The sequence below is a fragment of the Paenibacillus sp. MMS18-CY102 genome, from assembly GCF_009789195.1.
Taxonomy (GTDB): domain Bacteria; phylum Bacillota; class Bacilli; order Paenibacillales; family Paenibacillaceae; genus Paenibacillus_T.
This window is the reverse complement of record NZ_WSTC01000007.1, coordinates 1-12,640: the sequence shown is the minus strand read 5'-3', so window position 1 is coordinate 12,640 and position 12,640 is coordinate 1. Positions and strand designations below refer to the sequence as shown.

The 12,640-nt window shown below is 56.9% G+C and carries 12 protein-coding genes; 4 read left to right on the top strand and 8 right to left on the bottom strand.

Annotated features, from left to right (window positions below):
• Positions 1–416: 416 nt before the first annotated feature.
• On the top strand, positions 417–863 hold the full coding sequence (locus GON22_RS06665; protein WP_160395335.1) for a VanZ family protein: 447 nt from the start codon (positions 417–419) through the stop codon (positions 861–863).
• Here GON22_RS06665 and GON22_RS06660 read toward each other — a convergent pair.
• Complete coding sequence (locus GON22_RS06660) at positions 849–1,694, bottom strand: AraC family transcriptional regulator (RefSeq protein ID WP_160395334.1); 846 nt, start codon at positions 1,692–1,694, stop codon at positions 849–851. The two genes, GON22_RS06665 and GON22_RS06660, sit on opposite strands and share 15 nt — an antisense overlap.
• Positions 1,695–1,837: 143 nt before the next feature.
• On the opposite strand from GON22_RS06660, the gene mgrA reads away from it, so the two are divergent.
• Positions 1,838–2,836 carry an L-glyceraldehyde 3-phosphate reductase gene (gene mgrA / locus GON22_RS06655; RefSeq protein WP_160395333.1) on the top strand — a complete coding sequence of 333 codons (999 nt, stop codon included), beginning with the start codon at positions 1,838–1,840 and terminating at the stop codon, positions 2,834–2,836.
• 91 nt (positions 2,837–2,927) lie between these two features.
• Here the strand turns inward: mgrA and GON22_RS06650 are convergent, their stop codons facing one another.
• The 7 genes from GON22_RS06650 to GON22_RS06620 all read right to left on the bottom strand — a co-directional run bounded on the left by GON22_RS06650 (position 2,928) and on the right by GON22_RS06620 (position 8,725).
• Positions 2,928–3,170 carry a hypothetical protein gene (locus tag GON22_RS06650; RefSeq protein ID WP_160395332.1) on the bottom strand — a complete coding sequence of 81 codons (243 nt, stop codon included), beginning with the start codon at positions 3,168–3,170 and terminating at the stop codon, positions 2,928–2,930.
• 72 nt (positions 3,171–3,242) lie between these two features.
• Positions 3,243–3,596: a DUF4870 domain-containing protein gene (locus tag GON22_RS06645; RefSeq protein ID WP_160395331.1), complete on the bottom strand. Its 354-nt coding sequence runs from the start codon at positions 3,594–3,596 to the stop codon at positions 3,243–3,245.
• A 218-nt stretch (positions 3,597–3,814) separates the two neighbouring features.
• Positions 3,815–4,885 carry an ATP-binding cassette domain-containing protein gene (locus tag GON22_RS06640; RefSeq protein ID WP_160395330.1) on the bottom strand — a complete coding sequence of 357 codons (1,071 nt, stop codon included), beginning with the start codon at positions 4,883–4,885 and terminating at the stop codon, positions 3,815–3,817.
• A gap of 104 nt (positions 4,886–4,989) precedes the next feature.
• Positions 4,990–5,781, bottom strand: a complete 792-nt coding sequence (locus GON22_RS06635) for an ABC transporter permease (RefSeq protein WP_160395329.1) — start codon at positions 5,779–5,781, stop codon at positions 4,990–4,992.
• Complete coding sequence (locus GON22_RS06630) at positions 5,778–6,554, bottom strand: ABC transporter permease (RefSeq protein ID WP_160395328.1); 777 nt, start codon at positions 6,552–6,554, stop codon at positions 5,778–5,780. The genes GON22_RS06635 and GON22_RS06630 overlap by 4 nt, the downstream gene beginning before the upstream one ends.
• A gap of 296 nt (positions 6,555–6,850) precedes the next feature.
• A complete protein-coding gene (locus GON22_RS06625; RefSeq protein WP_160395327.1) occupies positions 6,851–7,861 on the bottom strand; it encodes an electron transfer flavoprotein subunit alpha/FixB family protein in 1,011 nt (336 codons plus the stop codon).
• 99 nt (positions 7,862–7,960) lie between these two features.
• A complete protein-coding gene (locus GON22_RS06620; RefSeq protein WP_160395326.1) occupies positions 7,961–8,725 on the bottom strand; it encodes an electron transfer flavoprotein subunit beta/FixA family protein in 765 nt (254 codons plus the stop codon).
• Between the two features lie 334 nt (positions 8,726–9,059).
• On the opposite strand from GON22_RS06620, the gene GON22_RS06615 reads away from it, so the two are divergent.
• Both GON22_RS06615 and GON22_RS26540 read left to right on the top strand, forming a co-directional pair.
• Complete coding sequence (locus tag GON22_RS06615) at positions 9,060–11,330, top strand: (Fe-S)-binding protein (protein WP_202113122.1); 2,271 nt, start codon at positions 9,060–9,062, stop codon at positions 11,328–11,330.
• A gap of 44 nt (positions 11,331–11,374) precedes the next feature.
• Positions 11,375–12,640, top strand: a 1,266-nt coding sequence (locus tag GON22_RS26540) for a 3-hydroxyacyl-CoA dehydrogenase NAD-binding domain-containing protein (RefSeq protein ID WP_160395325.1), incomplete at its 3' end; no start/stop codon positions are given.

The following is a 12,640-nucleotide window of genomic DNA, read 5'->3' as shown; positions in this document are numbered from 1 at the left end:
CCCGGGCGAAGCTTTGCTCGGGGCTTTGCTGTGCTGTGGGGCGCTGAAACGCTGAGCTGTTCTGCGATGCTATTGTATTTCGTACAATGGCAACTAAGTTTAATGCGCTGTAAGCTGCTCCTACTGCATTTCGTACAATGGGAAAGTTCGAATCTAAGCGAAATTTGCTTTAAACATGCTTATGGGACTTATCTCATTGCATGAACTACAATGATAAGATGTTTCTGAGAGGGTTGAACGAGTTCCCATTGTACGAAATGCAATGGGATTGTGAGGATGCAGTTGCGTGCGTAGGTGATGGTGGTGTGAACGCCAATGCGCCGGGAGGACTGGAGGTTAAGAGGGCGGATAACTAGGCCATAATGTAAAGAAGCCGATCATTGTATTCCGGGATCGGCTAGAAAGCAGGTAGGTTTATGAGGGTAATCATTCCACTTTTATGGTGTGCTGTCCTATTCGTCTGCACCTGTACGATGAGCTTTAAGCTGCTGTTGCAGCATTTTATCATTGAATTTCGTTGGGACTCGAACCCAAACCTTGGCGACTTGTTCCGAATGAACGATGTATGGCTGACTAGCAAGCTTTATTTGCTGCAAAAAATCGGCCATTTTTCAGGCTTCTTCGTTCTCACTATGCTGATCATATCGGCTGGAGGCCGCCAACTGCATACTATTCGCAGGGGCGTCCTTCTAGCTGCTGGATATGCAGTGCTGACGGAAGTGCTTCAGCTGTACTTCGGGCGCGACGGCCGGATGATTGATATGTTTATCGACGGTGCAGGCATTGCGCTCGCCGCGAGGATCATGTACACATCCATGAAGGGCAATCAGGCCAAGAGAGGCAGAGTGCTAAAGCTTAACTAGTTGCTGGACATAATGGCTGGGCGCTACGCCGACCACTTTTTTGAACATGCGGGAAAACAGCAGCGCATCCTTGTAGCCGACGGAACGGGCTGTCTCTGTAACCGATAACGCGGTGCTGCGCAGCAGCTCCTTGGCCTTGTTCATGCGATAGTGGAGCAAATATTGCTGCGGCGGCATGCCGAGCGCTTCGCGGAAGAGCGTGGCGACATATTTGCGGTCCAGCCCGAGATAGTCGGACAATTGGCGAATCGTCACCTCTTCGTCGTAGTGGCGATGGATGAAGTCAGCGGCTTGCCGTACATATTCCTCACGTGGCCTGCGCGCGTCGGGCTCCTGTTGGGTAGCTGGTGCAATACGGATGAGGGTTGCAAGCAGCTCATACAAGGTTGCCTGCTGCAGCAAGTCGCCTCCAGGGCGCTCGCTTGTTTCCGCTAATCGGGCAAACCAGCTATTATCCATCTCCGCAGGCTGGTCAAATACCGGCTGGGCTGTTAAGGTTGTGCGCTCCAGCACCAAATCTGCCTGGTCGCCGACAAAGGCGATACAGTTATAATTCCACGGGTCATCCATGTCTGCTGCATAAGAATAGACCTCGTTAGGCGGCGCATAAAACCCTTGTCCGCTATGGACCGAATAGGTTTGTCCACGATAAGTAAGGCTGCCTTTGCCTGACCGGGCAAAATAAAGCTTATGGTGATCCTTGACCCCAGGTCCCCAGCTTTGGCCGGGCGTGTTGGCTTGCGCCCCCCAATAAATCATTTGCAAATCATGGGCGGCAGCGGGTGCGGCAGGCTTATTTCGGATGCTGCCGTTGGTTCGTTTTGTGCTCAATTGCTTCACCTGCTTCTATTTTTCGAAGAATACGCGCTTTCAAATATTCTGACATTATACCATATAGTGCAGTCATTCTGTCATTGGGAATACATGACTTGCAGTGCTACAATGAGTCCATCACGGACAAGGAGCTGAACATTTTGGCATATACAGCTAATGAGAAACGCTATGACTCTATGACATATAACCGCAGCGGCCGCAGCGGCCTGTTGCTGCCCGCACTATCGCTGGGCCTGTGGCACAATTTTGGAGGCGTGGACAAGTACGAGAATGGCCGTGCCATGGTTCGCCATGCATTCGATTTGGGCATTACGCACTTCGACCTTGCGAACAACTACGGTCCGCCTCCGGGCTCCGCAGAGGAAAATTTTGGGCGCATCATGTCGCAAGACATGGCAGCATACCGCGATGAGATGATCATTTCGACGAAAGCGGGCTATTATATGTGGCAAGGCCCTTACGGCGAATGGGGCTCGCGCAAATATTTGGTTTCAAGCCTCGACCAAAGCTTGAAGCGGATGGGGCTCGACTACGTCGATATTTTCTACCACCACCGTCCAGATCCGAACACGCCGCTTGAAGAAACGATGGGCGCTTTGGATGCGATCATTCGCTCCGGCAAAGCATTGTATGTCGGCATTTCGAATTACTCTGCGGAGCAAACGGCTGAAGCATCGGCGATTTTGAAACGCCTTGGCACGCCTTGCCTCATCCATCAGCCATCCTATTCGATGCTCAACCGTTGGATCGAGGACGGGCTGCAAGATGTGCTCGATCAAGAGGGCATCGGCTCGATCGTCTTCTCGCCATTGGCGGGTGGCGTCTTGACGGACCGTTACCTCGGCGGCGTGCCGGCTGACTCCCGTGCGGGAGGGGCAAGCGTGTTCTTGCAATCGAACGACCTGACCGAGGCCAAAATGGCGAAGGTTCGCAAGCTGAACGAGTTCGCCCAAGAGCGCGGCCAGACACTCGCACAGATGGCGCTCGCTTGGGTGCTGCGCGGCGGACGCGTAACGTCGGCGCTGATCGGCGCAAGCCGCGTCTCGCAAATCGACGATAACGTAGCAGCGCTGAACAACCTGGCGTTTACGGAAGAAGAGCTGCGCCGCATCGAAGACGTGCTTGCGCTGCCGAACTAATCGGAATAAGCCATATGTATAACGGGGCTGCCCCTTCGTCGTAGATGGACGATAGGGACAGCCCTGTTCGTTGTTTGGCAAGGGTTTGCCGTTAACGGCAAGATGGGAATGCCAAAATATCTGCAACTTGAATAAGCGGATAATGGAACGTTGCGAATTGCGAGTGGTACAAGTATTGAAGCAGGAAGATCTCGCCATTCTGGACGGCGCATAGCACGCCAGTCACGCCGTTGCCGTTGCGCATGGACACGCCGACAGGGCGGCCGATGAGAAGGCTTGCTTTTTGCTCCAAGGAAGTAGTGTCGGGCATCCCGCCAGGGGAAGGCATAAACATAGCTGCACCTCATCTATAGGGTAGAGTCTGCACCTATCCTATGCGTCTGCCCTCCCTAAGGTGAAAGGCAGGTTATTTGAGGAAACGAATCGTAAGCGGGTAACGGTAATGGCTGCCGTCATTGGCTCGAATAGCGCCGATAATCGTGAGGATGATCCAAGCGATGCCGAGCAGAATGGACGTGAGAATGCCAATTACGATCGTGATGAGGATGGCGGATATGATGCCATAGATCGCCATGCTGATTTGAAAATTGAGCGATTCCTTGCCTTGTGCGTCTACATAAGGGGAATCATCCTTCTTAATGAGCCAGATAACAAGCGGTCCAAGAATCGAACCGAGCGGGATGATAATGCCAACCAAAGCGAGCAAATGGCACAGCATGCCGTACAACCGGTCGTCTCTGGACAGTTGGCCAGGATACATGACTTATCCTCTCCTTTTTATGATGGACATGAGTGATAGCCTATCGTTGAACGATATGCAGCAAGGAGCGCAGCTATTCAAGCAAATGCATATATTTACAAGCCGCGTGAGCCTCCTTATAATGGCATGAAAAAACACTGCTCACCCGCCACAGCTGTTTTTCGCTGGTGGCGAAGGGCAGTGCTTTTTTTGATTTAGCATGTAAATGATTCGTGCAATTAATAGATGGTATGAATGATATCTTCAAAATTCGGCTCGTCCATATGGACATCCTCGATCTCGCCGTATTGCTCCAGCAAACGGAGTGCATCCATGGCGCTGAGCTCGTCGCGATTGCAGGCTATAGTCACTGTACGGCCTTCGAAGGCGAGAAGCTGCAGTGCGCTGGCTTCGGCATAAGGGGCTGCAGATGCAGCGGGATGGGGTGGAGATGCCGATTGGGCCTGAGAGCCGGGAGGATTGCCATGCATGCTCATGCAATTGGCAGTTAGCGACTCGGGCAGTGACGGCTTCTGCTGGTAGGTGAGGCGTATGATGGTCGGCAAGCCGATCCGGCGGCGCAGCTCGTCAATCGTCCCATCAAAGCCGAGCGTCCCTTGGTTAATGACGATTACTCGGCTGCAGAGCTGTTCAATATCATCCATGTCATGCGTCGTAAGCAGAATGGTTTTGCCCATTGTGGCATTAATATCGCGCAAATGCTCGCGAATGCTTCGCTTGGCGATCACATCAAGCCCAATTGTTGGTTCGTCGAGAAACAAAATATCGGGATCATGCAGCAGGGCTGCTGCGAGATCCGCACGCATGCGCTGGCCCAGCGATAGCTTGCGGACGGGCGTATCCATAAATTCGTCCAGCTGCAGCAGCTTCGCCAGCTCTTGCATCCGGCTAGCTTTGGCAGTAGGCGTTAGCCCGTACATCGCGGCTAGAATGTCGTAGGAATCGCGAACGGGCAAGTCCCACCATAGCTGGGAGCGCTGGCCGAACAACACACCTAAGCGCTTTGCAACACGCCGCCTGTCGCGGTGCGGGTTGAGCCCGTCGATGCGAACTTCGCCGGAGGTCGGGTGCAGGATGCCGGATAACATTTTGATTGTCGTCGATTTTCCTGCGCCATTGGGACCGATATAGCCGACGAATTCGCCGGATTCAATCGTAAAGTTAACGCCGCTAACTGCATGCTTCATCGCGTATTGGCGTGATAGAAGCGAGCGAAAGCCGCGGAACGGACCCTCCGGCGCCACGACGGGAAGGCGAAAGCTTTTATGTAAATTAGAAACGGTGATCACGGGATGGGAAACCTCCTAACGATTTTGTGCAGCAAAAACACATCGAAAGCATACGCTAAAGTTTTTGTACAGCAAAAACACATCGAAAGCATACGCTTATTCGATTAGCTGCCTGTGCTTTGATAACGGCTTAAGCCCAGCCGCCAGAACAATAGCGATAGTCCGAGCAAAACGCCTGCAATAGCAGCGGCAAGCGGCAGCATCCACCAGCCCGTTTCCCCTCGCAGCACGAACAAGCCCGGCATATAGTTGGCGAAACCGACCGGAATGACGCCGAGCAGCAGCCCTTGCAGCCACTTTGGATAAATCGACATCGGATATTGTGCGGCAGTCCTCGCAGCATCCTCGGTAATGTTTTGCAGCTCCGTAATCCGGGTGAGCCAGAAGCCAACGGTTGCAGTGAGCAACCCAATTGCGAAGAGCAGTACGGCGCCGGAGAGGATGACGATGACCGATAATGGAATCGCAATCCAGCCGAGCTGGCCTTCCTGCAGCAGCGAGGAGAGGGAGAGCGATAGGATCGCAATGCCTTGAATGAGTTCGCCTGCGCGAATCGATATATTTCGCGACATAAGTGCAACGAGCACTGGCACGGGGCGAAGCAGCAGGGAGTCGAGTTCGCCGCTCACCAGATAGCTCTCGATGTTGTGCACATCAGAGGCGACGGTGCGGTATAACGCTTTGGACAAGGTTAATACGGCATAGAGCCAGCCGGCTTCAGATAGGCTCCAGCCTTGAATGTGGCCGAATTTTAGCAAAATAACAGCGAGCATGAGAAACTCAACGGCATTAATTAAAGCAGACATTGCTGTCGAGAACCAGAAGTTAAACCGATACTGCATTCGGCTGCGAAAGCTTGCAGCGACAAGCAATCCGTACATGCGAAGCCCGTTCATCCGCCTTGCACCTCCACTTTTCGCCGCATGACATTGGTTATCGCCAAGCAAACAACCGTAAGTGCAGCCGCCCAGAGCAGTGAACCGATGAGCTCATTGCGTGGAGCCATGTCCAGATAAATGCGAACAGGAACGTAGTGCAGATAAGGGTAAAAAGAATAACGTGCGATCGTTGCGAGCGGCTCGGGCAGCCATTCGAGCGGAATCATAAAGCCGGATAGCAGCATGCTGAGCGCATAGTTGACCCAGTATAGCCAGCGCGATTCCGTCGACCAGAGGGCGAAAGCGCCGATCAAGTAATTTAGGCAGATGGAGATGTAGGCGGCAATCAGCAAAGCGATCGCGGTCCAAACGTAGGTCGGCCATAATCGCGGCTGATAGAGGGGCAGAATGAGCGCGTACAAGGCGTAAAGAGGGATGAATTTGTACACGAATTGATAGGCGACTTGCCCCCATTCCTTGCTCATCAGTTGGTAGAACAAATTAGCCGGGCGCATGAGTTCCAAGGCAATTTGCCCGGTCCGAACGGATTGCTCAATGCCAAGCCCGTTCGTTAGGAAGGCGGCGACCCATAAGGAACATTGGTTAAATGCGACGTAGCTGACGATGCCAGCAGTGCCGTAATCGCCAAGCGGCTGGCCAGCGGCAATTGCCGTCCAGATTGAGATGTAGATGAAACCGAATAATGCACTTGCGATGTTGTGGATCAGATGCGCGCCGCGGTATTGCCGATTGCGGGCGTAGTTTTTGCGGGCCAAAACGTAGAAAAGCATGTAACACCTCCGACCAAACATTTCATTAGGTGAAAGTGCGTAGAGCGCGGAAGAAGATCATAGCAGAGCTGGGTGAGGGAATGCAAGCGTTTTTTCGGGGGAAGAGAGTAGGTGGATGAAAGCGGGCAGGCATGGGGGATAGGGAAGAGAAACCTGTTCTATTGGTGGGATAGAGGGAGGGCACAGGGGGAGCAGTAAAAAGGCGTTGCAGATGAAACTCTGCAACGCTTTTTTGTACTTATTTTGTTTAAGTGAAGGTGCGATCCCAGAAGTTTAGAGCTTGGTTCTAAGCTGCTTTAGCTTGCCCCATTGCCCAGCGATCTCCTGAATTCCGCCGTAAGCAGCGGTATGATTTCGAATAGGTCGCCGACGATGCCATAGTCGGCTATGCCGAAGATTGGCGCTTCGGCGTCTTTGTTAACCGCGACGATAACGCGCGAGCTGCTCATGCCGGCGAGATGCTGGATTGCGCCGCTGATGCCGCATGCGATATAGAGCTGCGGGGTTACGACTTTGCCGGTTTGCCCGATCTGCAGCGCATAGTCGCAGTAGCCCGCGTCGCATGCGCCGCGGGATGCGCCAACTGCGCCTCCAAGCAGGGAGGCAAGCGCCTGCAGCGGCGCGAAGCCTTCGGCGCTGCGGACGCCCCGGCCGCCGGAGACGATGACGTCGGCCTCGGCAAGATCGACGCCGCCGCTCGCCTTGCGAACGACGGAGCGGACGACCGTCCACAGCGTCGGCGGCCGGTAGGCAAGCGGCGCCACGCTGCCTTGCGGAACGCCGGGCGGAAGAACTTCCGCCGGCGGAAGATTGTTCGGGCGCACCGACAGCACCGCTGGTGCGCCCGGCATGATGCGCAGCCGCTCGACGGCTTTTCCGGCGTAGAGCGGCCGCACGAATACGGCGTCACCGCCATCGCCATTATGCTCGATGGCGGTGACGTCGGCAATATGGGCCGCGCCGATGGCAGCGGCCACGCGGGGCGCGACCTCGCGCCCCAAGGCGGTGTGGCCGAGCAGCACTGCGCTCGGCTGCACCGCCTCTATGGCGGCGGCGATCACAGCCTGCACCGCCTCGGGCGCGCTGCCATGCAGCGTGGGGTCGTCGGCAATGTGGACGACGGCCGCGCCGCGCGCAGCCAGCTCCGCGGCAGCCTCGGCGAGCGCTGCGCTATCGGTGCCGGCGATGACGGCGTGCACCGTGCCGCCGTCGCCGGCAAGCAGCCTGGCTGCGCCAAGCGCCTCCAGCGTTACGCGGCGAAGCCGGCCGTCTTTGCTTTCGGCGTAGACCAAGCAGGTTAGGCTCATAGGGGGTGTATCCTCCTTTTGTAGAAGAGATTCTGAAGCACTAAGCCTCGAAGGGCAGCCATCCCAGGCAGCAGCACGGTAAGTTCCTCGTCCGCATCCCTAAAGCACTTTAGCTTCGCTATGGAGCAGCTTGGCGAGCTCCGCCGCTTGCGTCCCCGGGTCGCCTGCAATCCGCTTGCCCGGAGCACGCGCTGCAGCCGCATCGACTGCCATTCGCACAGCTTTGGGCGAAGTGGCATCCGCGTTTAAGCCTAGCTCGCTGCGGCTGACGACGCGAAGCGGCTTGCGTTTTGCTTTCATAATGCCGGGCAGTGAAGGGTAACGCGGTTCGTTCAGCCCTTGCTGCGCGGTGGCCAAGGCGGGGAGGGGAACCTCTGCCGTTACGGCATCCCCTTCAACGTCTCGCTCGGCGATGAGGGTTCCTCCGGCAATGTCGAGTTTTACCGCTGCGGAGACGTGGGGCAAACCGAGCCGCTGCGCCACCTGAAGGGCGACGCTGCCAGACCCGGTGTCAACAGCGAATAAGCCTGCAAGCACCAGGTCCGGCGCCAGTGGCTGGACAACGGCGGCGATTGCCGCGGCGACGGTCCCGCTATCGTCACCAGCGGCAGCTTCGATCCGAATCGCCTCGTCCGCGCCCATCGCAAGGGCGGTGCGCAGTGCTTCGGCGCTTTGCTCAGGCCCGCATGCAATGGCTGTGACGCTGCCGCCCAAACGCTCGCGTATGCGCAGCGCTTCCTCCAGCGCATATTCGTCGTAAGGATTCACAATGTGCTTCACGCCCTCGGCAGAAACTTGCCCCCCGCGCACGACGATTTTTTCCTCCGTGTCGAACGTCTGCTTAACCAGCACAACGATGTTCATAACGTTTTTCGCCTCCTCGGCTCAGTGCGAATAATGCCAGCAATCATTCACTTTCTTTCCATAATGGCGCGTGTCCGTCAGTGCTACGATATGAGCTTTTTCCCGTGATTAGACTACCGCCTGGCCTTACAAAGGCTTGATCGGCATGTGCTTGCCTATCATTTCTGCTCGGGTCTTATTCCCGAAAATCCACTGCTTAGCGGTGCTTAGCCGCGCCGTCTCCTAGGCGGCATGTTCGCGTAGGGGGCCTCATATACTGGGAACAACGCGCAGTTGTGAAAGCGCTTCAACAACTTGTCCCATCTGGGGACATGAGCAAAGGGGCGGTGCTGCGTTGACAGAGGAATGGGCAGTTAAGGCGGTCAAATGGCTATTGTTTGCATGCGTAACAGGCATAGGGCTGGGATGGTTTGTGCAGGCGGTCTTCAGCCGGGTTGCGTATATGCGGCTCGGCAAAGGCACTTTCCGTCCGCCGCCAGCCCTTCAACCCGCCAATGGGGAAAAGCCAACGCCAGAAGCGCCGCCAAAGCTGGCAAAGCGTGCGCTTGTAAAGGAAGCCGGAGACGTTGGCGCGCAAGTATTCGGCCATCGCAAGCTGCTGCGCGATGTGCGAAGCGGCGTCATGCATTTGCTCGTTTTTTACGGTTTTATTGTGTTGCAGTTCGGCGCGTTGGATTTGATCTGGAAAGGCTTGACGGGCCACGCGCTTCCTTATGCCCGTAACGGCTGGTTCCCCTTCGTACAGGAAATGACGGTGTTCATCGTGTTCATTGCCGTGCTCTATGGCGTGTACCGCAGGTATGGGGAGCGGGTCGAGCGGCTGAAGCGCGGCTGGAAGCCGGCGATTGTGTCCTTGTTCATCGGAGGCATTTGCGCAACGGTGCTGCTGACGCTCTCTTTTGAACGCATTGCGCAACCGGAAGCTGCACATGCGGCAGCGCATGCGCCAATATCAGCGGCATTCGCTTCACTCTTAACCGCAATTGGCGTCACGCCAACGGCGGCAGCGTCTGGCTACGAATCATCTTGGTGGCTGCATCTGTTTGTGCTGCTTGGATTTCTGGTCTATGTGCCGCAGTCCAAACACTTTCACTTGCTGACGGCACCTGCCAACCTTTGGCTGCGGCGTGGGGCAAAACCGGGCAGGCTGGAGCCTATTAATCTGGAGGACGAGGAAGCGGAGTCGTTCGGCGTAGGGCGTGTTGAAGATTTTCGGCGCAAGCAGCTGCTTGATCTGTATGCCTGCGTGGAGTGCGGCAGATGTACCAATGTATGCCCAGCCTCTAACACCGGCAAGCTGCTGTCGCCTATGCATTTGATCGTGAAGCTGCGGGACCATCTTACGGAGAAGGGGGCGGTTGTCACGAAACAACGGCCAAATGCGCCAGCATGGCTGTGGGGCAAAGAAGGGGAAACGGGTGGAGGCGCGCATGCGATGGGGGCATCGGTTCCGGTATGGAACGGTGGGAGAAGCGCGGCGGATACATCGATTGCCCCGACGATGGAGGCGCAGGCGGAGGCCTGGCAAAGGGCTTTGCCTGAGGATGGGGGCTCGGCCGCAGAGGAGACGCCGCTTATCGGGGGCGTCATGACGGAGGCAGAGCTATGGTCTTGCACAACCTGTCGCAATTGTGAGGACCAATGCCCCGTCGGCAATGAGCATGTGGACAAAATCATCGATATGCGCCGCCATCTCGTGCTCATGGAGGGACGGATGCCAGCGGAGGGCCAGCGCGCGATGCAAAATATCGAGCGGCAGGGCAATCCGTGGGGCCTGCCGCGTGCAGAACGAGTTGCTTGGATCGAAGCGTGCGAGCAGCAAACTGGCATAGCGGTGGAGTCTGTTCAGGACATGGCGCTTCGTGGCCAGCGGCCGGAATGGGTCGTGTGGGCAGGTTCGATGGGCGCTTACGATACGCGCAGCCGCAAGGTGCTGTTCGCGCTCGTTCGGCTGCTTCATGCAGCGGGCGTGCAGTTCGCAGCGCTCGGCGCGGAGGAGCGGAATTCTGGCGATACGCCTCGCAGGCTTGGCAACGAGCTGTTGTTCCAAGAGTTGTGCGCGGACAACATTGCAACGCTTACGCGGTATGGCATCCGGCGGATCGTGACCGCATGCCCGCATACGTTCCATGCGATGCGCAATGAGTATCCTGATTTTGGGCTGTCGCCCGAAACGGAAGTTGTCCACCATACGGAGCTGCTTGCCCGGCTGTTAGATGAAGGGCGGTTAACGCCGGTTCACCCTGTGCAAGAAAAGGTTGCTTATCACGACTCCTGTTACATGGGGCGTTATAACGGCGCTTACGAGGCTCCGCGGCGCATATTGCGGGCTATTCCGGCTTTGCAGCTTGCTGAAATGGAACGCTCGGGGCGCAATGCCATGTGCTGCGGCGCAGGCGGCGGGCTGATGTGGATGGAGGAGCGGGCGGGGGCACGCGTGAACGTGGCGAGAGTGACGCAGGCTTTAGCGGAGGAGCCAACGGTTATCGGTTCTGGCTGCCCGTACTGCTTGACGATGATGGAGGATGGCTTGCGCCATTTGGAACAAGAAAACACGTCGGCACGCGATGTCGCGGAGCTGCTTGCTGTTTCGGTGTTTGGATGAAGCGAGCGTGTATCACTATCTAGCACTATGGAGGAGGGATTCGTGTGGGTCAATCCCATCGACCGGTCCGCCAAGCGGCGGTTATCGGGTCTGGCGTCATGGGCGCCGCGATCGCCGGGCATTTGGCTAATGCAGGCATACGGGTTACGTTGCTCGACATCGCGCCTAGCCAATTAACGGCTGAGGAGGAGAAGGCAGGTTTAACGCTGGACCGCCCAGAAGTGAGGCGCAGGCTGGCGGCTGCTGCAATTAAGAAATTCAAATCGTCGAAGCCAGCGCCGCTTTACGATCCGTCATTTGCTAGCCGCATAACGCCAGGCTGCCTCACTGACGATGCACATAAGCTGGGGGAAGCCGAGTGGATTGTGGAGGCGGTGACCGAACGGCCGGATGTGAAGAAGTCCGTGCTGGATCTGGTCGAGCAGCATCGTGCGCCGGATTCCATCGTTAGCACGAATACGTCAGGGCTATCCGTTGTTGCACTTGCTGAGGGGCGAAGCGAGAGCTTTCGAAAGCATTTTCTGGCTGCGCATTTCTTTAATCCGCCTCGCTATATGAAGCTGGTTGAGCTCGTAGCATCGCCGGACACGGATGCAGCTGCACTGGGCAGGTTGTCCGAGGTGTGCGAGCGGCAGTTGGGCAAAGGCGTCGTCATTGCCAAAGACACGCCGAATTTCATCGCTAACCGTGTCGGTACGTACGGCATGCTCGTCACGCTTGAGGAGATGTCACGGTTCGGCTTATCGGTGGAGGAAGTGGATGCCCTGACTGGACCGTCGCTAGGAAGGCCGAAGACGGCGACGTTTCGCATGCTTGACCTCGTTGGCTTAGATACGCTGCTGCATGTGGTCGACAACGTTCGTGAGCGGAGCGATGATCCTGAGGACGCTAGCGTTTTCGCACGTCCAGCCGTTTTGGAGCAGTTGGTGGCGGAAGGGCGTTTGGGCGAAAAAAGCGGCCAAGGCTTTTACCGCAAGCGCAAGCCAGCAGGCGGCCAGGGCCGCAGCGAAATAGAAGCGCTATCGCTCGTAACGAATGACTATGCGCCAGCAACGAAAGTGTCTTCGCCCATCATCGATGGGGCGAAGGCGGCCAAAGGCGCCGCGGCCAAGGCGCAAGCGCTGTTGGCCGGCGTCTGGCAAGCGCCGCTCACCGCCAGCGCCCAAGCTGCGCCGCGAAGCGGCGACCGCGAGCGCTCGGGCGCTGGCGGCTCCGCCACGCTGCACGCGGCAGGCGCTTCCGCCAGCGCAGCGCAGCCCGCGGCCGCGCCGTCGCGCAGCGACGCAACGGCTGGCGATGCTGCGGCCCCG